Origin of the sequence: Asanoa siamensis (assembly GCF_016862555.1) — a bacterium.
Taxonomy (GTDB): domain Bacteria; phylum Actinomycetota; class Actinomycetes; order Mycobacteriales; family Micromonosporaceae; genus Asanoa; species Asanoa siamensis.
Window position 1 is genome coordinate 47,879 of the sequence record NZ_BONE01000018.1, and the last position, 18,632, is coordinate 66,510.

Here is an 18,632-nt window from a genome sequence, read left to right on the forward strand (position 1 = left end):
GTCAAGCACCCGTGACCGACTAGCGGCATGGGCCGCCCGACATGGTCGTCCGATGGGGGAGGAGATAGAGGTGTTGCTGGACATCGCCGAGCGCAACGAGTTCTGGGAGCAGGTGTCCGCCGGCTATGCCGATGGCTATGCCCCGGCGCCCGCCGATGAGTATCCGGAATATGCCGACCTACCGCAGCTGGGTCCGTTCCCGACGCCGCCGGAGATGGTCGACGACATACCGCCGACCGTGTACGACCGGTGAGGGCCGGCGCGGTCTTCATCGCCGAGCTTGGCGAGCCGCGCGGTGCGGAGCAGGCTGGCCGACGACCGGTGTTGGTCGTGCACAGCCACGAGTTCGCCCGCATTCCGAACCTCGCCTTGATCTGTCCGATAACGATGACCAGCCGGACCGTTCCCAACCACGTCGCCGTCGCGCCGGACGCGGACAACGGTTTGGCGGCGCCGTCCTATGTGATGACCGAACAGATCCGTGCCATCGACATCCGGTTCCTCCACCGACACCTCGGCCACGTGAGCCGCGAGGTGTTGGCGGAGGTGCTGCGGATCCTTACCGAGCGGCTGATCGCCCGGCGCTGAAAGAGCCTCAACCCGGTCGGCACGGTTTTCACCGTGCCGACTGGCGGCTCCGGCATCGGCGCGGCTACGCGCCGGTCGCGCCGTCGAGGCGTTCGCGGAGGAGGTCGGCGTGGCCGTTGTGGCGGGCGTACTCCTCGACCATGTGGGTGTAGACCCAGCGCAGGTTGATCGTGCGGTCGTGGGTCGTGTCGAAGGTGTGGTCCAGCGGCAGGTCCGCGACCAGCGCGTCGGCCTTCGCGCACTCCGCGCGGAACGTCGCGAAGTCGGCCTCCGCCGACTCGGGCGTGCCGTCGTCGAAGTCGCCGTCGAGGTTGTCGGGGCTGTAGTAGAGGCTCTCGTGCGGCGTGCCCGACGCCCGGTGGAACCAGCTCCGCTCCACCGCCGCCATGTGCCGCACCAGGCCCAGCAGGGTCAGCGTCGAGGGCTCGGCCGTGCGCTTGACGAGCTGGTCGCCGGTCAGGCCGCGGCACTTCCACAGCAGCGTGTCGCGGTGCAGGTCGAGCCAGCCCTGCAGCATCGTGCGCTCGTCGGCGACGTAGGGCTCGTTGCGCCGTTCGATCTCGGGGGCAGTCCAGGTCATCGGGGCATCATGCCGCGTCGCCGGCCGGCACCGCGCCCAGTTTCCGCTCCGGCAGGTTCGCCGGCGCCGGTGCGGTCAGCGGCAGCGACGCCACCCGGGTCAGCGTGCCGTCGGGTTCGGTGCCCTCGATCGTCACCGCGGCCGTCGCCCCGGCCAGCGAGAGCGTGCTCACCGCGTTGCCGAAGTAGGGGCCGGCCAGCTTGCGCCAGCGGACGCCGGGCTTGCGTACCCGGGCGGTCTTGGCCAAGGCCCGAACCAGCGACGACGGGCCGCGCCACCAGCCCAGCGTCATGATCGGCTTCATCACGACCGGCACCGCGTTGTGGATCGGCGAGCAGGTCAACTGGTGCACCGGCGTGGTCACCTCCGGGTCGCGGAAGCGCACCCGGGCCACGTACGAATGGTGGACGTCGCCGGAGAGCACGCTGATCGACGCCGGCGCCGGATAGGCCGGGCCGGCACCCACCCGCTCGCCGCCCGTCGTCCGCGCGCCCGAGCCCAGGCGGGCGAAAAGCTCGCCCAGGTCCTCGAACGAGCGCTGGAACGCCGCCCAGTGCTCGAGGTCGACGGCCCGGCGCATTCTCTCCGCGGCGTGCGACACCCAGCCGCGCGGCGACGCCGCCAGCCGCTCGTTCCACGCCTCGAGGTGGTGGATGCCGTGCGGCAGCAGCCACGGCAGCGACGAGCCGACCACCAGGTGGTCGTAGTCGCCGTGCGCCTGGTCGAGGAACCACGACCACTCGCCGGGCGGCAGCATCGCCCGGGCGCCCGGGTCGAGCACCCGGCTGCACCGGTTGTCGAGCACGACCAGCCGGGTGCGGCCGATGTCGACGCGGTAGGACCACTGGTATTGCGTCTCGCGCCAGCGCGCGGTGTCGTGCGCCGCGTCGGCCTCGCGGTCGACCCGTTGGCCGAACTCGCGCAGCACCTCGGTCGCGTCGCCGGCCTCGACGACCTTCGGGTAGAGCGCGTCGCCGGCCAACTCGTCAGGGTGCATGTTGCCGAGGTGCTGGTAGACCCAGTAGGAGGCGAGCCCGCTGGTGATCCGCTCGCTCCACCACGGCTGTTCCCGGGCCGCGACCCGCCAGGACGCCGACGAGTTCCAGTCGTCGATGATCTCGTGGTCGTCGAAGATCATCACGCTCGGCACGGTCGACAGCAGCCAGCGGATCTCCGGGTCGCGCCACGACTCAAGGTAGAGCTGGGTGTACTCGTGGAACGTGACCACCTGGTGCGGCGGGGCGTCGGTCAGCTTGGCCTTGCGCCGCTTGCGCTGGCGGCGCAGGAAGCGCCGTACCTCCCGGGAGGTCATGTCGGCGTAGACCTGGTCGCCGAGCAGCACCATCAGGTCGGGCCGGACACCCTCGTCGGCCATCAGCCGCCGGGCGAACGCGTCGAGCGCGTCGGGGGGCAGTTTGTGCCCGGTCGAGCGCGGTGTCGCCTCCCGGCACGATCCGAAGATCAGCTTGACCGGCTGGCCGCCGTCGTCACCCATCCGGGTGCGGATCACGCTGCGGGGGTACGCGGAGTCCTGCTCGGGCCAGACCTTCTCGTCGTCGACGAACACCTCGTACGGCGTGACCGCGTCGGCCGGCAGCCCCTCGACCACGACCAGCGCGTAGTGGTGGTCGAACGCGCTGAACGTACGCGCGCTACCTTCCGCTCCTCCTTCGGCACGCACCGTGACAACGGCCGGCGCTCCCGTCTCGACCCAGATCGTGGCCCGGGTGTCGACGACCCGGCGGAGCACCGGACCGATCAGCAGACGTGCGCCCGACATACGTTTCCTACCTCCAGGACAGCGGAATCGGATCCATCTTTTCTACCCAGGGGCCGTTCGCGCCATAGCCGTACGCGCGACACCTCACACCGGCCGGCGCGTGACCCCGCGCGGGGCATGTCAGGATTTCGGTATGGAATACGTGATCCTCGGAATCGTCTTGGCCGGCGTGCTCCTGCTGGCCGGGCTCGGCCTGCTCGTGCCCCGGATCCGCCGCCGGGCCGTGCCGCCGGCCCCGCCGCGCCCGACCGAAACGACCGAGGAGGCCGGTGGCGTCGGAATCCTGGCGCCGGAACGACCGGCCGAGGCCGACGTCGTCGAGGCGCCGCCGGCGCCCACGATCGAGACGCCCGCACCCACCGCCGGTCGGCTCATCCGGCTGCGTGGGCGGCTCTCCCGCTCCCAGAACGTGTTCGGCAAGAGCCTGCTCGCGGTGCTCGGCAGGGACCGGCTCGACGAGGACGCCTGGGAGGAGATCGAGGACAGCCTGATCGGCGCCGACGTCGGCGTCGAGGCTACCCGGCAGATCGTCGACCGGCTCCGCGAGCGCACCAGGGTGCTCGGCACCCGCAACCCCACCGAGCTGCGCGCCCTGCTCGCCGCCGAGCTCGTCGAGGCGCTCGACCCCACGCTGGACCGCTCGCTCAAGGTCGGCGGCAAGCCGTCCGTGCTGCTGGTGGTCGGCGTCAACGGCTCCGGCAAGACCACCACCTGCGGCAAGATCGCCCGGGTGCTGATCGCCGACGGGCACAGCGTCCTGCTCGGCGCCGCCGACACCTTCCGCGCCGCCGCCTCCGAGCAGCTGGCCACCTGGGCGGGGCGCGTGGGCGCCGAGGTCGTCCGCGGCCCCGAGGGCGCCGACCCGGCCAGCGTCGCGTTCGACGCGGTCAAGAAGGGCGTCGACACCGGCGTCGACACGGTGCTGGTCGACACCGCGGGCCGCCTCCAGAACAAGGTCGGCCTGATGGACGAGCTCGGCAAGGTCAAGCGGGTCGTCGAGAAGCAGGGCCCGGTCGACGAGACGTTGCTCGTGCTCGATGCCACCACCGGCCAGAACGGCCTCGAGCAGGCCAGGGTCTTCATGGAGGTGGTCGATGTGACCGGCGTGGTGCTGACCAAGCTCGACGGCACCGCGAAGGGCGGTATCGTCATCGCCGTGCAGCGCAAGTTGGGCATTCCGGTCAAGCTCGTGGGCCTCGGTGAGGGCCCGGACGACCTGGCGCCGTTCGAACCGGCGGCCTTCGTCGACGCGCTTGTTGGCACGGACGCGTAACCTCGGGTGACCTACCAGCCGCAGGCCTCCGGACTCGGGAGACCGTACGTGACGCAGCAGGAAGTCCCGCTTCGCGGCGGGAACGTCAGCACCGTGGTGCGGGTCGGCGACACGGTCCGGCGCAACGCCGGCCCGTGGACCCCCTCGGTGCACGCCCTGCTCCGCCATCTGGAGCACGTCGGCTTCACCGGGTCACCGCAGGTGCTCGGCATGGACGAGCGCAACCGCGAGGTCCTCTCCTACCTGGAGGGGGAGTGCGGCGAATATCCGCTGGCGCCGCACTGGGTCACCGACGAGGCGCTGGTCACGGTCGCGACGATGCTGCGGATGTTCCACGACGCGCAGTACGGGTTCCAGCCGGCTCCCGGGGCGGTCTGGCGGTCGTTCGGGCCGCCGCCGCCGGACACCGAGGTGATCTGCCACCACGACGCGGCGCCGCACAACGTGATCTGGCGGCCCGACGGCACGCTTGCCCTGATCGACTTCGACCTGGCCTCGCCCGGTGCGCGGATCTACGACGTCGCCTACGCCGCCTGGACCTGGGTGCCGCTCTTCTCCGACCGGGACTCCTACACGCTCGGCTGGAAACGGCCCAACCGGCCGCAGCGGCTGCGGATGTTCGCCGACGCGTACGGGCTGATCCCGCGTGACCGGCAACGGCTGGTGCGGACGATCCGCAAGCGGATCGTCGACCACGTCGAGGGCATCCGCCGGATGGCGGCGGCCGGAGATCCGGCTTTCGTCCGGATCGTGCACAAGGGTCACCTTCGGCGCCCGATGCGCGATCTTCGCCTGCTCGACTACGAACGTCACACGCTCGAGTACGCACTGCGCTGACGTCACACGTACGAAACAACCCGTCACGCTTCGGTAACCGCTCCGCGACCTTGCGCGAAACAGGCGCCCGGGAAGCTTCCCCGCGAAACCGGCTGTCGGGCGACGCTGCCCTGCTCGCCGGAAGGGGGAACTACCGAGAGGAGGCAGCGTGGAGATCGACACCGGGAACACCGCCTGGCTACTTCTGTCGTCCGCGCTCGTGCTGCTCATGACGCCGGGTCTGGCCTTGTTCTACGGAGGCCTCAACCGGTCCAAGGGCGTACTCAACATGATGATGATGAGCTTCAGCTCCATCGGGCTCGTCTCAGTGCTTTGGGTCATCTACGGCTTCACGCTGGCATTCGGTTCCAACGGCAACTCCGGGGTCAACAACGTCCTCGGCAGCTTCACGCAATATCTGGGCACCGAGACGGACTTCATCGGTGACATCTGGGGCACGACCGGCATTCCGGTGTACGTGTTCCTGGTGTTCCAGATGATGTTCGCCGTCATCACCGTCGCCCTGATCAGCGGTGCGGTCTCCGACCGGATGAAGTTCGCCGGCTGGCTGCTGTTCGCGGGCGCCTGGTTCACGCTGGTCTACATCCCGGTCGCGCACTGGGTCTGGGGCGGCGGCTTCATCGGGGCCAAGATCAAGGCCTTGGACTTCGCCGGCGGTACGGCGGTGCACATCAACGCCGGTGCCGCGGCGCTGGGCCTGGCGCTGATCCTCGGCAAGCGGATCGGCTGGCCCCGGGAGAGCACCAAGCCGCACAACGTGCCGCTGGTCGCGCTCGGCGCCGGCCTGCTCTGGTTCGGCTGGTTCGGCTTCAACGCCGGTTCCGAGCTGACGGTGGACGGCACCACGGCCGTCGCGTTCCTCAACACCCAGGTCGCCACCGCGGCCGGCGTGCTCGGCTGGATCATCGTCGAGTGGATCAGGGGCGGCAAGCCCACCCTGGTCGGCGCCTCGTCCGGTGCGATCGCCGGCCTGGTCGCGATCACCCCGGCCTGTGGCTTCATCGCGCCGATCCCGGCCGTGATCGTCGGTGCCATCGCCGGTGCGGTCTGCGCCCTGGCGGTGAGCCTGAAGTACCGGTTCGGCTTCGACGACTCGCTCGACGTGGTCGGCGTGCACTTCGTCGGTGGCTGGATCGGCTCGCTGGCGATCGGCTTCTTCGCCACGACGCAGGTCAACTCGGCGATCACCGATGTGCTCGGTGCGAGCAACGGCCTGTTCTACGGTGGTGGTGCGACGCAGCTCGGCCGGCAGTTCCTCGGCAGCGCGGTCGTCACGGTCTACTCGCTGGTGCTCGCGATGGGCATCGCGTGGGTGGTCAAGAAGGTCGTCGGCCTGCGGACGGCGCCCGAGGCCGAGGTCGAGGGCATCGACGTGGCGGAGCACGCGGAGTCCGCGTACGACCTGTCGCCTGCCGGCGGCGGCGCCGGCGCCTCGGCGTTCCAGCTCGCGGGGATCGGCACCTCGGCGCCCGCGCGGCCCAACAGTGACGTACCCGATGAGAAACCGGTCAGCGAGAAGGTCTCCGGCTAAGTTTCTGCGATGGAGGGGTTGGACATGAAGCTGGTGACCGCGGTCATCAAGCCCTACCAGCTGGACGCGGTCAAGGAGGCCCTGCACGCCCTCGGCGTGGCCGGCTTGACCGTCAGCGAGGTGCAGGGTTACGGCCGCCAGAAGGGGCACACCGAGGTCTACCGGGGTGCCGAGTACACGGTCGAGTTCCTGCCGAAGATCCGGGTCGAGGTGCTGACCGACGAGATCGACGTCGACAAGGTGGTCGACGCGGTGGTCGCGGCGGCGCGGACAGGCAAGATCGGCGACGGGAAGGTCTGGGTGACGTCGGTCGACGACGTGGTCCGGGTCCGCACCGGCGAGCGCGGCCTCGACGCGCTCTGAGCATGAAGACGACAGGGGGATCGGCGCCGGCCGCGGTCGGGGTCGATCCCCTCGTCGTGGTCGAGGGGATCGGCCCGGCGGCGCGGGCCGCCCGCTCCGACGCGCTGGACGCCTGGCTGCGGGCGCTGTTCGCGTCCGTCGCTCCGCCCGCGGCCGGCGTCGCGCTGGTCGCGGTCGGTGGGCTCGGGCGGCGCCAGTGCGCGCCGTACGCCGATCTCGATCTGGTCCTGCTGCACGCCGGCGTGCCGGGAATCGGCGACCTGGCGGCCGCGCTCTGGTACCCGATCTGGGACGCGAAGCTCGGCCTCGACCATTCCGTGCGGACGGTGCCCGAGGCGCTGTCGGTGGCGCACGACGACGTGAAGGTGGCGCTGGGCCTGCTCGACGCCCGGCACGTCGCCGGTGACGCGGAGTTGACCGCGCAACTGGCCTCCGCGGCCGCCGACCAGTGGCGGCGGACCGCGATCCGGCAGCTACCGGCGCTGCGGTCGGTGACCACGGCGCGCTGGGAGGCGCACGGGGAGCTGGCCTTCCTGCTGGAGGGGGATCTCAAGGAGGCCGCCGGCGGTTTGCGGGACGTCGGCGTGTTGCGGGGGATCGCGCTGTCCGGTGTCACCGACGCCCTGCGACCCGCGGTCCGGGCCGCGCACCTGCGGTTGCTGGACGCGCGCGACGCGCTGCACGTCGCCGTCGGCCGGCGGGTCGACCGGCTGGTCGCGCAGGAGCGGGCGGCCGTCGCGTCGTTGCTGGGCCTCGACGACGGTGACGCGCTGCTGCGGCGGGTGGCGGGCGACGCCCGAACCGTCGCCAACGCCCTCGACGACGCCTGGCGGGCCGCGGACCGGGTCCGGGTGATCCGGCGGCGGGCCGCCGACGGTAAGCCGGCGCGCCGGCCGGTGGCGCGGGACGTGGTGGAGCAGGACGGCGAGTTGGTCCTGGCCCGCACCGCGATCGGCGCGCGGCCCGATCCGTCGCTGTCGCTGCGGGTCGCGGCGGCGGCCGCCACCACGCGGCTGCCGATCTCGCGGGCGACGTGCGAGTGGCTCGCGGCGTACTGCCCGCCACTGCCGTCGCCGTGGCCGGTGGCGGCGCGGTCCGCGCTGGTCACCCTGCTCGGCGCCGGTGCCGGGCTCGTGCCGGCCTGGGAGACCTGCGACCGGTACGGGCTGGTCGACGGCTGGCTGCCCGAGTGGCCGCGGATGCGCAGCCTGCCGCAGCACAACCCGGTGCACCGGTTCACCCTGGACCGGCACCTCGTGCAGGCGGCCGCGGAGGCGGCCGGGTTCACCCGGTCGGTGGACCGGCCGGACCTGTTGCTGCTCGCCGCGTTCCTGCACGACGTGGGCAAGGGCCTGCCCGGTGACCACAGCACCGTGGGCGCGCCGGTCGCGGCGGCGGTGGCGACCCGGATCGGGCTGCCGGCCGACGACGTCGACCTGATCGCCAAGCTGGTGCGGCTGCACCTGCTGCTGCCGGAGGTGGCGACGCGGCGGGACCTCTCGGACCCGAAGACGATCGCCTCCGTGGCCGCGGCCGTGGGCGACGCCACCACCCTCGACCTGCTGCACGGGCTGGCCCGGGCGGACGCCCTGGCGACGGGGCCGGCGGCGTGGTCCGACTGGAAGGGCCGCCTCGTCGCGGAGTTGGTCCGGCGGACGCACACGGCGCTGGACACCGGTGTGCTGCCGGCGCTGCCGACCCCCGACCCGGCTCTGGTGGAAGGACCGCTGCCGGCCGTGCACCTGGACGGCGACCGGGTGGCGGTGGCCGCCGCGGACCGTCGCGGCCTGCTCGCGGCGGTCGCGGGTTGTCTGGCGCTGCACCGGTTGGACGTGCTCGGCGCGGACGTGTCCACAGTGTCCGGGCGGGCGCTGGTCGAGTTCCTGGTGCAGCCGCGGTACGGGACGCCGCCCGACCCGATCGCGTTGACCAGCGACCTGCGGCGGGCGGTGGCCGGGGACGTGTCGGTGACGCAGCGGCTGCGCGGCCGGGGCGGGCGGCCGGCGGCGGGCTCGGGCGCGCCGCCGCGGGTGGTCTGGCACCGCGACGCGGCCACGGACGCCGTGGTCCTGGAACTGCGGGCGGCGGACTCGCCGGCCCTGCTCTACCGGGTGGCGGCCGCCCTGGACGAGGCCGGCGCCGCGGTCCGCGCCGCCCGCATCTCCACCCTCGGTGGTGACGTGGTGGACGCCTTCTACCTGGTCGGCTTCGGCTCGGGCGAGCAGGCGGTCGAGGCTGCCGTGCTCGCCGCCGCCCAGGGCTGAGGCCGCTCGTACGTCACCGGGCGTAGGCGGGGTGCCGCTTTCGTGCGGACGTGTTCGCGCGCGCCGGCGGGCAGCCTGTGGTCATGGAACCGGTGGTGTGCGAAAAGCTGACGAAACGGTACGGCGAGGTGGTGGCCGTACAGGATCTCGATCTGGTCGTCCGGGCTGGTGAGGTCTACGGGTTCCTCGGGCCCAACGGCGCGGGGAAGACGACCACCTTGCGGATGCTGCTCGGGCTGGTCCGGCCGACGGGCGGAAAGGTGCTGTTGCACGGGCGGCCGCCGGGCGATCTCTCCGGGGTCGGCGCGATGATCGAGGGGCCGGCGTTCTATCCCTACCTGAGCGGGCGGGACAACCTGCGGGTGCTGGCCAGCTATGCCGGTGTCGAGGCGCGGCGGATCGACGTCGTCCTCGATCTGGTGGATCTCGCGGCGCGTTCCCGGCACAAGTACGCGACCTACTCGCTCGGAATGAAGCAGCGGCTCGGGGTGGCGGCCGCGCTGCTCAAGGATCCGACCCTGCTGATCCTGGACGAGCCGACCAACGGGCTCGACCCCGCCGGGATGGCGGACATGAGGGCGTTGATCCGCCGACTCGGGGCGGCCGGATCGACGGTGCTGATCTCCAGTCACCTGCTCGCCGAGGTCTCGCAGATCTGCGACCGCGTCGGGATCATCGCGCGCGGGCAGCTCATCGAGGAGAACTCGGTGGCCGAGCTGCGCGGGGCCGCCGGGCTGCGGATCCAGGCGACGCCGGTCGAGCACGCGGCGTCCTGGCTGCGGCTGGTGCTCGGGACCGCCGCCGTCACGGTCGTGGACGGTGGGCTGGACGTCACCGTCGACCCCGCGCGGGCCGGAGAGATCAACGAGTCGCTGGTGAAGGCGGGCGTCTCGGTCAGCGAGCTGCGGCCGCGGGAGCGCGACCTGGAGCAGGTGTTCCTCGAGCTCACCGGGGGTGAGAGCAATGGTCGGTAGTTTCCGCGCGGAGCTGGTCAAGCTGACGAAGCGGCCGGCGGTATGGCTGCTGCTCGGCATCGCACTGGCGCTCGGGGCGCTCTTCGCGTACGTGATCCCTTATCTCGGCGCCACCACCGGCACCGCCGGGCCGACCGCCGACCGTGGCCTCGCGGCCGTCCTGCCCGCCTCGATCGTGGGCAACACCCTCGCGGGCTATCCGGTCTTCCTCGGCGCGCTGCTCGTGGTGCTCGGGGTGCTGTTCGTCGGGGGCGAGTACGGCTGGGGCGCGTGGAAGACCGTGCTCACCCAGGGGCCGTCGCGGGGCGCGGTGCTGGCCGGGAAGCTGTCGGTGCTGACGCTGGCCGCGCTGGGCTTCGTACTCGCGATCTTCCTGATGGGCACGGTCGCCAGCCTGTTGATCGCGGCTGCCGAGGACGCGTCGATGACGTTCCCGTCGGCGTTCGACATCCTGCGCGGGATCGGGGCGGGGTGGCTGATCGCCACGATGTGGACGATGTTCGGGGCCGTGCTGGGGATCCTGCTGCGGGGGGTGGCGCTCGCGGTCGGGCTCGGTCTGGTGTGGATGCTGGTCGTGCAGAACCTGATCTCGGAGCTGGCGGCGCCGCTGCTGCCCTGGGTGGACTCGGCGCAACGGGGGCTGCCGGGGCCGGGGGCGGGCTCGCTGGTCTCGTCGCTGGGTGCGCCGGTGGGCACGCCCGGGGTCGAGGCGGTGCTGAGCGGCGGCCCGGCGACGGTGGTGGTCGCGGCATATCTGGTCGGTTTCGTCGCGCTCGGTGCGGTGGTTCTTCGCCGCCGTGACATTCTCTGAACTGTGGAGGCTGTAATGAGCTCGCGCTTGCGCCATAGCGCCCTGCGCCGTTGGCTGGTGGATGGGCTCATTACGGCGTTTCTGCTGCTTATGGGGGGGTTCGGGTCGCAGTTCGCGGAGCAGAACCAGGAAGCGACCGGGACGCTGCGTACTGCCCTGGACCCCCTGGCATACGGGATGATCTTCGCGGCGGCGGCGGTGCTGATCGTCCGGCGGCGCTGGCCGGTGACCACGCTGGGGGTGGTGGCCGGGCTGACCGCGGCGTACCTGATCGTCGGTTATCCCTACGGTCCGATCCTGATCAGCTTCGCGGTGTCCATCTACACCGTGGCGCGGGAGCTGCCACTGAGCCGGGCGGTCTGGTTCGGCGGGGTCGCGTTCGTCCTGCTCGCCCTCCACGCGTTCTTCCCCTTTCACGACTTCACCAACACCAAGTTCGGCGGTCTCCTCCCGGCTGCGGCGTTCGTCGCGGTGCCGTTCGCGATCGGGGTGACGGTCAAGGTCAGCCGGGAGGCGGTGCAACGGGCGCGCGCCGACGAGGCCCGCCGGATCGCCGACGATGAGCGCCTGCGGGTGGCGCAAGAGGTCCACGACGTGGTCGGCCACGGGTTGGCGGCGATCAACATGCAGGCGGAGATCGCGCTGCACCTGCTGCCCCGCAAGCCCTCCGAGGCGGAGGCGGCGCTGACCCGGATCAGCCGCAGCAGCAAGGAGGCGCTCGACGAGCTCCGGGTGACGCTCGCGGTGCTTCGCCAACGCGGCGACCGTGCCCCGGCGCCGGGCCTGGGCCAGGTCCCGGCGCTCCGCGACCGCTTGGCGGAGTCGGGCCTGCCGGTGACGCTGTCGGTGACGGGTTCGGCGGTGGAGCTGCCGCTGGCAGTGGATCTGGCGGCGTACCGGGTGGTCCAGGAATCCTTGACCAACGTCCTACGCCACGCGGGCACGGCGGCGGCGACGGTCGCGATCACCCACCTGCCGTCCTCGGTGGTGGTCGAGGTGACGGACACAGGCCGCGGAGGGGTGGTCCCGGTGGGTTCGCCGGGCCACGGCTTGGAGGGCATGCGGGAGCGGGTTACGGCCTTGGGGGGCACGCTCTCGGCGGGCCCGCTGACGGCGGGCCGTGGCTGGCGCGTCCGCGCCGAACTCCCGGTAGCCCCTGACGACTCCACCGACACGGATGGCCAGTGGTGACGCTCATCCGCTGGGCCAACGGCGCAGAGGCGCGGAGGCGAGCTGGTGGGCGATCGCGCGGTAGCGCACCGGCGCGCGGTGCGTTTGGTGCGGTGGCGGGGGCTGCGCAGTGCGGTGGTGGAGTTGGCGCGGAGGCTCGCGGCGTGGTGGTGCGGTGGCGCAATGGCGTCTGGCGCGGGGTGCGGTGCCACGCAGCGGAAAGCTCGCGGTGGCGACGGCGCGCGGGCGCGGCGGGGCGGCACGGTGGCGGTGGCGCCCCGGCGTGGTGCGGTGGCACGGTGGCGTATCGGCGGCGAGCGGGTGTTCGTCTGCCGGCCGTGCGCTCGTCGCGGGCCGTTGGGGATGTGGTGGTGGGTGGTGACCGGGTCAGGTTGGCCCGCGGGCTCGTTGGGGGCGGCGGTGGGTGGGCGATGGGGAGAGTGAGTGGTGTGGCGGATGAGATCGGCGTGCTGATCGCGGACGATCAGGATCTGGTGCGGATCGGGTTGCGGTCGTTGGTTGATGCCGAAGACGGCATGCGGGTTGTCGGGGAGGCCGTCGACGGGCTGGATGTGGTGGCGCGGGCCGCGGCGGCCGCGCCGGACATTGTGTTGATGGATGTGCGGATGCCCGGGATCGATGGGATCGAGGCCACCCGGCGGATCGTGGCGGATCCCGCGTTGGAGGGGACGCGGGTGATCGTGTTGACGACGTTCGAGCTGGACGAGTACGTGTTCGACGCGTTGCGGTGTGGGGCCAGCGGGTTTCTGACCAAGGACACCAAGCCCGCTGAGTTGTTGCGGGCCATTCGGCTCGTGGCCGCCGGCGAGGCGTTGTTGTCGCCGTCCGTTACGCGGCGGGTCGTGCGCGAGTTTTCCGCTCGGCCGTCGCGGACGCTCAAGCCGCACCCGCAGCTTGGTGCCTTGACCGAGCGTGAGCGCGAGATCGTCGGGCTGGTCGGTGAAGGACTGTCCAACGAGGAGATCGCGGGGCGACTGGTGGTTTCGCCCGCGACGGCCCGGACCCACGTCAGCCGCGCGATGATCAAGCTTGGTGCGCGGGACCGGGCGCAGCTCGTCGTGTTCGCCTATCAGTCGGGTCTGGTCGAGTTCTGAGCCCAGGCCAGGACCCGGCGGGCGCGTAGCGTGTTCCACCGGCTGGGCTTGCCGTCGCCCTCCTCCAGCGAGAAGAAGACCAGCCCCGGGTGCGTGTTTTCCAACAGCCAGGTGCCGTCGGGCTGCTCCTTGCTCCTGACCAGGTCGACGGCCTCCTTGACGCGGTCGTCGGGGGGGTTGCCGGTGGAGCGGAAGTAGTCGAGCGCCCGTAGCACGTCGTAGTGCCATCGGAACGGGAACGAGAAGCCGAGCCAGTCCTGGTCGACCACCTCGCCGGTGGTCCTGCGGCGGAACAGCCGCCGCTCGAGCAGGTATTCCTCGCCCCGCCGCAGCGCCGTCTCGACGTCGCGGTCGCCGCCGGTCTGCTGGTAGGTGAGGAGCCCGTCCAACACGTTGATCGTGCTGGCGAAGGAGGAGACCGTGGAGCCGTTTTCCCGCTCGCAGTTCCAGCCGCCGTCGGGGTATTGCTCGCCGAGCAGGCGGTCGACGATGCCGTCGACGGGCTGGCCGAAGTAGGCGCCGATCTTCACGGTGCGGCCGTTGATGCAGGCCTCGACCTCGCCGTCGAAGAACGGTAGGGAGTCGTATTCCCAGCGCACGTGCTCGCGGACGCCCGCGATCGCCTGCTGGACGCGGTCGTCGGCAGGGTCGACGCCGAACTCGACCAGGACGTCGAGCGTCGGGAGGGTGGAGACCCAGGGCTGCCCGTCTTCGCCGTTGGGCGGGGGCTCGTGGTCGGGGCCGGTGTGTCGGTATCCCCGGCCGGGGAAGCACGCGCCCCCGGCCCAGCCGCCGCCGTCGTCCTGCAGGGCCAGCAGCCGCGCGCCCCAGCCCTCGCGGGCCACTCGGGCGCGCTCGGCGGCGACGACGTCGGGCGCGGCTCCGTCGAGATCGCGCAGCACCTGCCACCGGAGAGCCGGGTCGGAGTCGAGCAACCAATCCATGACGGTCATGCTGGGAGGCTAACGAAGGGGTCCGACAATCCGCCGCCCCGAACGGGTGAGCCTTACGGGGGCAGCTTCGGGGTGAAGGAACGCGGGGTGACCCGCCGCGGACCTGGCAGCGGAGCGAAGCGCAGCGGTGTCCGGCGGGAGCGACGGTCGCGCCCACGGCGGACCCGGGCAGAACAGGAACTTGATCTGAACCGGCAGAATGGCCGTCCGCCACCGGCGTGAGCGGCCGTCGCGGACAGGGCCGGATACCCTAACGAGGGTCCTTCCGGCCTGCTTCGCCCACCGAACTATGACAAACGGGATGTTTACGTGTTCGACACCCTGAGCGACCGCCTCAACGGGATCTTCACCAAGCTCCGTGGCAAGGGGCGGCTGACCGATGCCGACATCGACGCCACCGCGCGGGAGATCCGGCTGGCGCTGCTCGAGGCCGATGTCGCGTTGCCGGTGGTTCGGGCGTTCATCGCCCGGATCAAGGAGCGGGCGCGCGGGTCCGAGGTCTCGCAGGCGCTGAACCCGGCGCAGCAGGTCATCAAGATCGTGCACGAAGAGCTGGTCAACGTCCTGGGCGGCGACACCCGGCGACTCCAGCTCGCCAAGCAGCCGCCGACCGTGATCATGCTCGCCGGTCTGCAGGGTTCCGGTAAGACGACGCTCGCCGGCAAGCTGGCGCGGTTCCTGGCGGGGCAGGGGCACCAGCCGCTGCTCGTCGCCGCCGACCTGCAGCGGCCCAACGCGGTCACGCAGCTCCAGGTGCTCGGCGAGCGGGCCGGTGTCGAGGTCTACGCGCCGGAGCCGGGCAACGGGGTGGGCGACCCCGTCGACGTGGCGCGGGCGTCGATCGACCACGCGAAGCGGGTGGCGCGTGACGTCGTCATCGTCGACACCGCCGGCCGGCTGGGCATCGACCAGGAGATGATGGCGCAGGCCGCCAACATCCGCGACGCCGTCGACCCCGACGAGGTCCTGTTCGTGATCGACGCGATGGTCGGTCAGGACGCGGTCAACACGGCCGAGGCGTTCCGCGACGGGGTCGGCATCACCGGCGTCGTGCTGTCCAAGCTGGACGGTGACGCCCGCGGTGGTGCGGCGCTGTCGGTACGCGAGGTGACCGGGCAGCCGATCCTGTTCGCGTCCACGGGCGAGAAGCTCGAGGACTTCGACATCTTCCACCCCGACCGGATGGCGAGCCGCATTCTGGGGATGGGCGACGTTCTCACGCTGATCGAGCAGGCCGAGCAGGCCTTCGACGCCGATCAGAAAGAGAAGATGACCGCCAAGCTCATGGGCGGCGAGCAGTTCACGCTCGAGGACTTCCTCGACCAGATGGTCGCGATGCGGCGGATGGGCCCGATCGCCAACGTGCTGGCCATGATGCCCGGCATGGGCCAGGTCAAGGACCAGTTGGCGGATCTCGACGACAAGCACTTCGACCGGGTGACGGCGATCATCCGCTCGATGACGCCGGGCGAGCGGGTCAACCCGAAGATCATCAACGGCTCGCGGCGGGCGCGCATCGCCAACGGCTCCGGCGTCACGGTGATGGACGTCAACCAGCTGCTCAACCGCTTCTCGGAAGCGCAGAAGATGATGAAGCAGATGGGCGGCATGATGGGCCTGCCGGGCTCGCGTCGCAAGGCCACGAAGAGCCCGAAGAACAAGCGCAAGGGTACGAAGGGCGGCTCGCGCCCACGCCCCGTCGGCGGCGTTCCGGGCGGCGGTTTCCCGGGCGGGATGCCGGGCCTACCGCCGGGCTTCGACCCGTCGGCGCTGCAGGGTGACGGTGCGCAGGGGTTGCCGCCGGGCTTCAAGCTGCCGAAGATCGACTTCAACAAGCTCCGCCGCCAGGAGGGCGACAACAAGTAGTCCCTGCCCGGCGGCTCGCGTCAGCGGAGGAAGCGGTGAGCGAAACGGCAGCGTCGTTCGGGCCGGCGGAGGGGGAGTGGACGGTCGACGACCTGGCCAAGCTGCCCGGCGACGTGCGTTACGAGCTGATCGACGGAAGGTTGATCCTGGAGCCGGGCGACTGCGCGCTGCCGGTTCGGAGGGCCAGGTCCGCCGGGCGGGTCCGACACGCGATTCTCGCGGCGTTGGAGGCCCATCGTCCTGATGACGCGTTCGTGGTGGAGTCGGGTGACGACGTGCTGGTCCTCGTCGCCGAACGGCCCAGCTCGCGCCTGCTCGTCGACGTCCTTCCGCAGGGGAGATCGCTGGGTGGGCGCTGCAACGACTGTTCACCCAAGGGCGGCATGGCACTGTCTTGTACTGGGTCGTCGATCTGTCCGGACCGCACGTCTCGCTGACAGAGTTGATCATCGGACCGGACGGTCGATATGTCGTCGACGGGCACACCGAGGGCTTCTTCCGTACAGGCCGGCCGTGGCCGGTGAGCCTTGACCTGCCCGCGTTGGACGGGCGTGATGTCGTACCGCGCATTTAGGATCGCCGGATGGCATACGAGTTTCAGGTGACGTTGGACTGCGCGCGGCCGCACGAGTTGGCTGACTGGTGGGCCGAGGCGCTCGACTGGGAGGTCGAGCCGCAGGACGAGGGGTTCATTCGGAGCATGATCGAGCAGGGTCATGCCACCGAGGACGAGACCACCCGGCACAACGGGAAGCTCGTCTGGAGGAGCGGCGCCGCGATCCGGCACCCCGACGGGCTCGAGCGGGCCCCGCGGCTGCTCTTCCAACTGGTTCCGGAGCCCAAGACCGTCAAGAACCGGATGCACCTCGACCTGCGTACGGGCGACGACCGCGACGCCGTCGTGCAGCGGCTCGTCGCCAAGGGCGCCACCTTCCTGCACGACGGGCGGCAGGGGCCGAGCACCTGGGTGACGCTCGCCGACCCGGAGGGCAACGAGCTGTGCGTGAGCTGACCCCACTGCACGTCCGCGGCGTGGTGCTGCCCGACGACACCACCCGCGACCTCTGGCTCGTCGGTGACCGCGTCACCTTCGAGCCGGTGGCCGGCGCCGAGACGGTCAGCGACGGCGGGTTCGTGCTGCCCGGCCTGGTCGACGCGCACTGCCACATCGGCATCGCCGCCGGCGGCGCGCCGATCAGCACCGTCGAGCAGGCGCTGGCCGCCGCCGTGATCGACCGTGACGCCGGCACGCTGGCGATCCGCGACGCCGGCTCGCCGTTCCCGTACCCGGCGCTCGACGACCACCCCGACGCGCCGCGGCTGTCGCGGGCCGGCCGGCACCTGGCCGCGCCCAAGACACACCTGCGCGGCATCCCGATCGAGTGCTCGCCCGACGAGCTACCCGCCGCCGCCGCCGAGCAGGCCCGCGCCGGCAACGGGTGGATCAAGCTGGTCGGCGACTGGCTCGATCGGTCGAGCGCCGATCTCGGCCTCACCTTCGAGCCCGACGTCCTCGCCGCGGCCATCGACGCCGCGCACGCCGCCGGCGCCCGGGTCGCCGTGCACACGTTCAGCGAGACCGCCGTGTCCGCGTTGGTCCGCGCCGGCGTGGACTCGGTCGAGCACGGCACCGGCCTGTCCCTCGACGACATCGACGAGATGGCCCGCCGCGGCACGGTCCTCGTGCCCACGATGATCAACATCGAGACGTTCGGCGACATCGCCGAGCGGGCGGAGGGCAAGTTCCCCGGGTACGCGGCCCACATGCGCGCCCTGCACGCCGGCTTCCCGGAGGTCGTCCGCGCCGCGCACGAGGCGGGTGTGCCGATCCGGGTCGGCACGGACGCCGGCGGCGCGATCCCGCACGGCGTGGTCGCCGACGAGATGCTGATGCTGCACGAGAAGGCGGGCCTACCGGCGACCGACGTGCTGGCCGCGGCGTCCTGGGCGGCCCGGGACTGGCTCGGGTTTCCGGGGCTGGTCGAGGGCGGCCTGGCTGACCTGGTGGTCTACGAGGCAGACCCCCGGGAAGACCTGCGACTCGTACGGACGCCGCAACGGATCGTCCTACGCGGGCGCGTCATCCGTTAGCCCGGCCGGCAAAGGCGCCGCTGTCACGCGGACTCGGCGAAGACCGCCAGCGCCGTCTGATACGACTCGAAGGCGCGCGCCGCCCCCGCGTACGCCTCCAGATGGATGAAGAGCTCGACGATCTCTTCCCTGGTCACGCCGCAGTTCAGGGCGATCCGCAACTGACCCCGGAGCGGCTCCGCCGTCCCCAGCGTCGCCGCGATCGTCACGGAGATCAACGCTCGCGTGCGGTCGTCGAGCCCGGGACGGCTCCACGAGTCACCGAAGGTGTGTGCCGTGGCCAGCCGGCGGAAGTCGGCGCCGACCGCCGGCTCGCCCGGCCCGAGGGGCAGCACGAGCGGGGCACCCAGCAGGCGTTCGGCCGTGTCCAGCGCCTGCCGCGACGGGTCGGATGTGGTCATCCGCCCCAGCCTAAGGCCGGGAACAGGGCTCGCTA

General features: G+C 71.6%; 19 protein-coding genes. 15 read left to right on the plus strand and 4 right to left on the minus strand.

Annotated features, from left to right (window positions below; all coding sequences use genetic code 11):
• Window positions 1-70 precede the first annotated feature (70 nt).
• Both Asi02nite_RS13205 and Asi02nite_RS13210 read left to right on the plus strand, forming a co-directional pair.
• A complete protein-coding gene (locus Asi02nite_RS13205) occupies window positions 71-253 on the plus strand; it encodes a hypothetical protein (protein ID WP_203712894.1) in 183 nt (60 codons plus the stop codon).
• Entirely contained in the window at window positions 250-588 is a 339-nt protein-coding gene (locus tag Asi02nite_RS13210; RefSeq protein ID WP_203712896.1) for a type II toxin-antitoxin system PemK/MazF family toxin, read from the plus strand. The genes Asi02nite_RS13205 and Asi02nite_RS13210 overlap by 4 nt, the downstream gene beginning before the upstream one ends.
• Before the next feature lie 64 nt (window positions 589-652).
• Here Asi02nite_RS13210 and Asi02nite_RS13215 read toward each other — a convergent pair whose 3' ends face one another.
• Window positions 653-1,168 (minus strand): DinB family protein, encoded by a 516-nt coding sequence (locus Asi02nite_RS13215; RefSeq protein WP_203712897.1) that lies wholly within the window; start codon window positions 1,166-1,168, stop codon window positions 653-655.
• Between the two features lie 7 nt (window positions 1,169-1,175).
• Window positions 1,176-2,948, minus strand: a complete 1,773-nt coding sequence (locus Asi02nite_RS13220; protein WP_203712899.1) for an alkaline phosphatase D family protein — start codon at window positions 2,946-2,948, stop codon at window positions 1,176-1,178.
• Between the two features lie 133 nt (window positions 2,949-3,081).
• On the opposite strand from Asi02nite_RS13220, the gene ftsY reads away from it, so the two are divergent.
• From ftsY to Asi02nite_RS13265, 9 genes are all read left to right on the plus strand, one after another.
• Window positions 3,082-4,221, plus strand: coding sequence for a signal recognition particle-docking protein FtsY (gene ftsY / locus Asi02nite_RS13225; protein ID WP_203712901.1), 1,140 nt, complete (start codon window positions 3,082-3,084; stop codon window positions 4,219-4,221).
• Window positions 4,222-4,227: 6 nt separating this feature from the next.
• Window positions 4,228-5,058 (plus strand): phosphotransferase, encoded by an 831-nt coding sequence (locus Asi02nite_RS13230; protein WP_203712903.1) that lies wholly within the window; start codon window positions 4,228-4,230, stop codon window positions 5,056-5,058.
• A gap of 148 nt (window positions 5,059-5,206) precedes the next feature.
• On the plus strand, window positions 5,207-6,589 hold the full coding sequence (locus tag Asi02nite_RS13235; protein ID WP_203712905.1) for an ammonium transporter: 1,383 nt from the start codon (window positions 5,207-5,209) through the stop codon (window positions 6,587-6,589).
• A 24-nt stretch (window positions 6,590-6,613) separates the two neighbouring features.
• The gene (locus Asi02nite_RS13240) at window positions 6,614-6,952 is read left to right on the plus strand and encodes a P-II family nitrogen regulator (RefSeq protein ID WP_203712998.1); all 339 of its coding nucleotides are present in this window, start codon (window positions 6,614-6,616) and stop codon (window positions 6,950-6,952) included.
• 2 nt (window positions 6,953-6,954) lie between these two features.
• Window positions 6,955-9,216: a [protein-PII] uridylyltransferase gene (locus Asi02nite_RS13245; RefSeq protein ID WP_203712907.1), complete on the plus strand. Its 2,262-nt coding sequence runs from the start codon at window positions 6,955-6,957 to the stop codon at window positions 9,214-9,216.
• A gap of 83 nt (window positions 9,217-9,299) precedes the next feature.
• Entirely contained in the window at window positions 9,300-10,190 is an 891-nt protein-coding gene (locus tag Asi02nite_RS13250; RefSeq protein WP_203712908.1) for an ABC transporter ATP-binding protein, read from the plus strand.
• A complete protein-coding gene (locus tag Asi02nite_RS13255; protein WP_203712909.1) occupies window positions 10,180-11,001 on the plus strand; it encodes an ABC transporter permease in 822 nt (273 codons plus the stop codon). Before Asi02nite_RS13250 ends, Asi02nite_RS13255 begins: the two co-directional genes overlap by 11 nt.
• A gap of 15 nt (window positions 11,002-11,016) precedes the next feature.
• Window positions 11,017-12,192 carry a sensor histidine kinase gene (locus Asi02nite_RS13260; protein WP_444541770.1) on the plus strand — a complete coding sequence of 392 codons (1,176 nt, stop codon included), beginning with the start codon at window positions 11,017-11,019 and terminating at the stop codon, window positions 12,190-12,192.
• A gap of 428 nt (window positions 12,193-12,620) precedes the next feature.
• Window positions 12,621-13,286, plus strand: a complete 666-nt coding sequence (locus tag Asi02nite_RS13265) for a response regulator transcription factor (protein ID WP_239126686.1) — start codon at window positions 12,621-12,623, stop codon at window positions 13,284-13,286.
• On the opposite strand, the gene Asi02nite_RS13270 is transcribed toward Asi02nite_RS13265, so the two are convergent.
• Window positions 13,262-14,239: a hypothetical protein gene (locus Asi02nite_RS13270; RefSeq protein WP_203712912.1), complete on the minus strand. Its 978-nt coding sequence runs from the start codon at window positions 14,237-14,239 to the stop codon at window positions 13,262-13,264. The two genes, Asi02nite_RS13265 and Asi02nite_RS13270, sit on opposite strands and share 25 nt — an antisense overlap.
• Before the next feature lie 309 nt (window positions 14,240-14,548).
• Here Asi02nite_RS13270 and ffh point away from each other — a divergent pair, with 309 nt between their 5' ends.
• The 4 genes from ffh (at window position 14,549) to Asi02nite_RS13290 (ending at window position 18,196) form a co-directional block, all read left to right on the plus strand.
• Window positions 14,549-16,105 (plus strand): signal recognition particle protein, encoded by a 1,557-nt coding sequence (gene ffh, locus Asi02nite_RS13275; RefSeq protein WP_203712913.1) that lies wholly within the window; start codon window positions 14,549-14,551, stop codon window positions 16,103-16,105.
• 35 nt (window positions 16,106-16,140) lie between these two features.
• On the plus strand, window positions 16,141-16,542 hold the full coding sequence (locus Asi02nite_RS41570) for a hypothetical protein (RefSeq protein WP_239126687.1): 402 nt from the start codon (window positions 16,141-16,143) through the stop codon (window positions 16,540-16,542).
• 146 nt (window positions 16,543-16,688) lie between these two features.
• Complete coding sequence (locus tag Asi02nite_RS13285) at window positions 16,689-17,117, plus strand: VOC family protein (RefSeq protein ID WP_203712915.1); 429 nt, start codon at window positions 16,689-16,691, stop codon at window positions 17,115-17,117.
• Window positions 17,114-18,196 (plus strand): amidohydrolase family protein, encoded by a 1,083-nt coding sequence (locus Asi02nite_RS13290; protein ID WP_239126695.1) that lies wholly within the window; start codon window positions 17,114-17,116, stop codon window positions 18,194-18,196. The genes Asi02nite_RS13285 and Asi02nite_RS13290 overlap by 4 nt, the downstream gene beginning before the upstream one ends.
• Window positions 18,197-18,219: 23 nt before the next feature.
• On the opposite strand, the gene Asi02nite_RS13295 is transcribed toward Asi02nite_RS13290, so the two are convergent.
• Window positions 18,220-18,597, minus strand: a complete 378-nt coding sequence (locus tag Asi02nite_RS13295) for a carboxymuconolactone decarboxylase family protein (RefSeq protein WP_203712916.1) — start codon at window positions 18,595-18,597, stop codon at window positions 18,220-18,222.
• Between the last annotated feature and the right edge of the window lie 35 nt (window positions 18,598-18,632).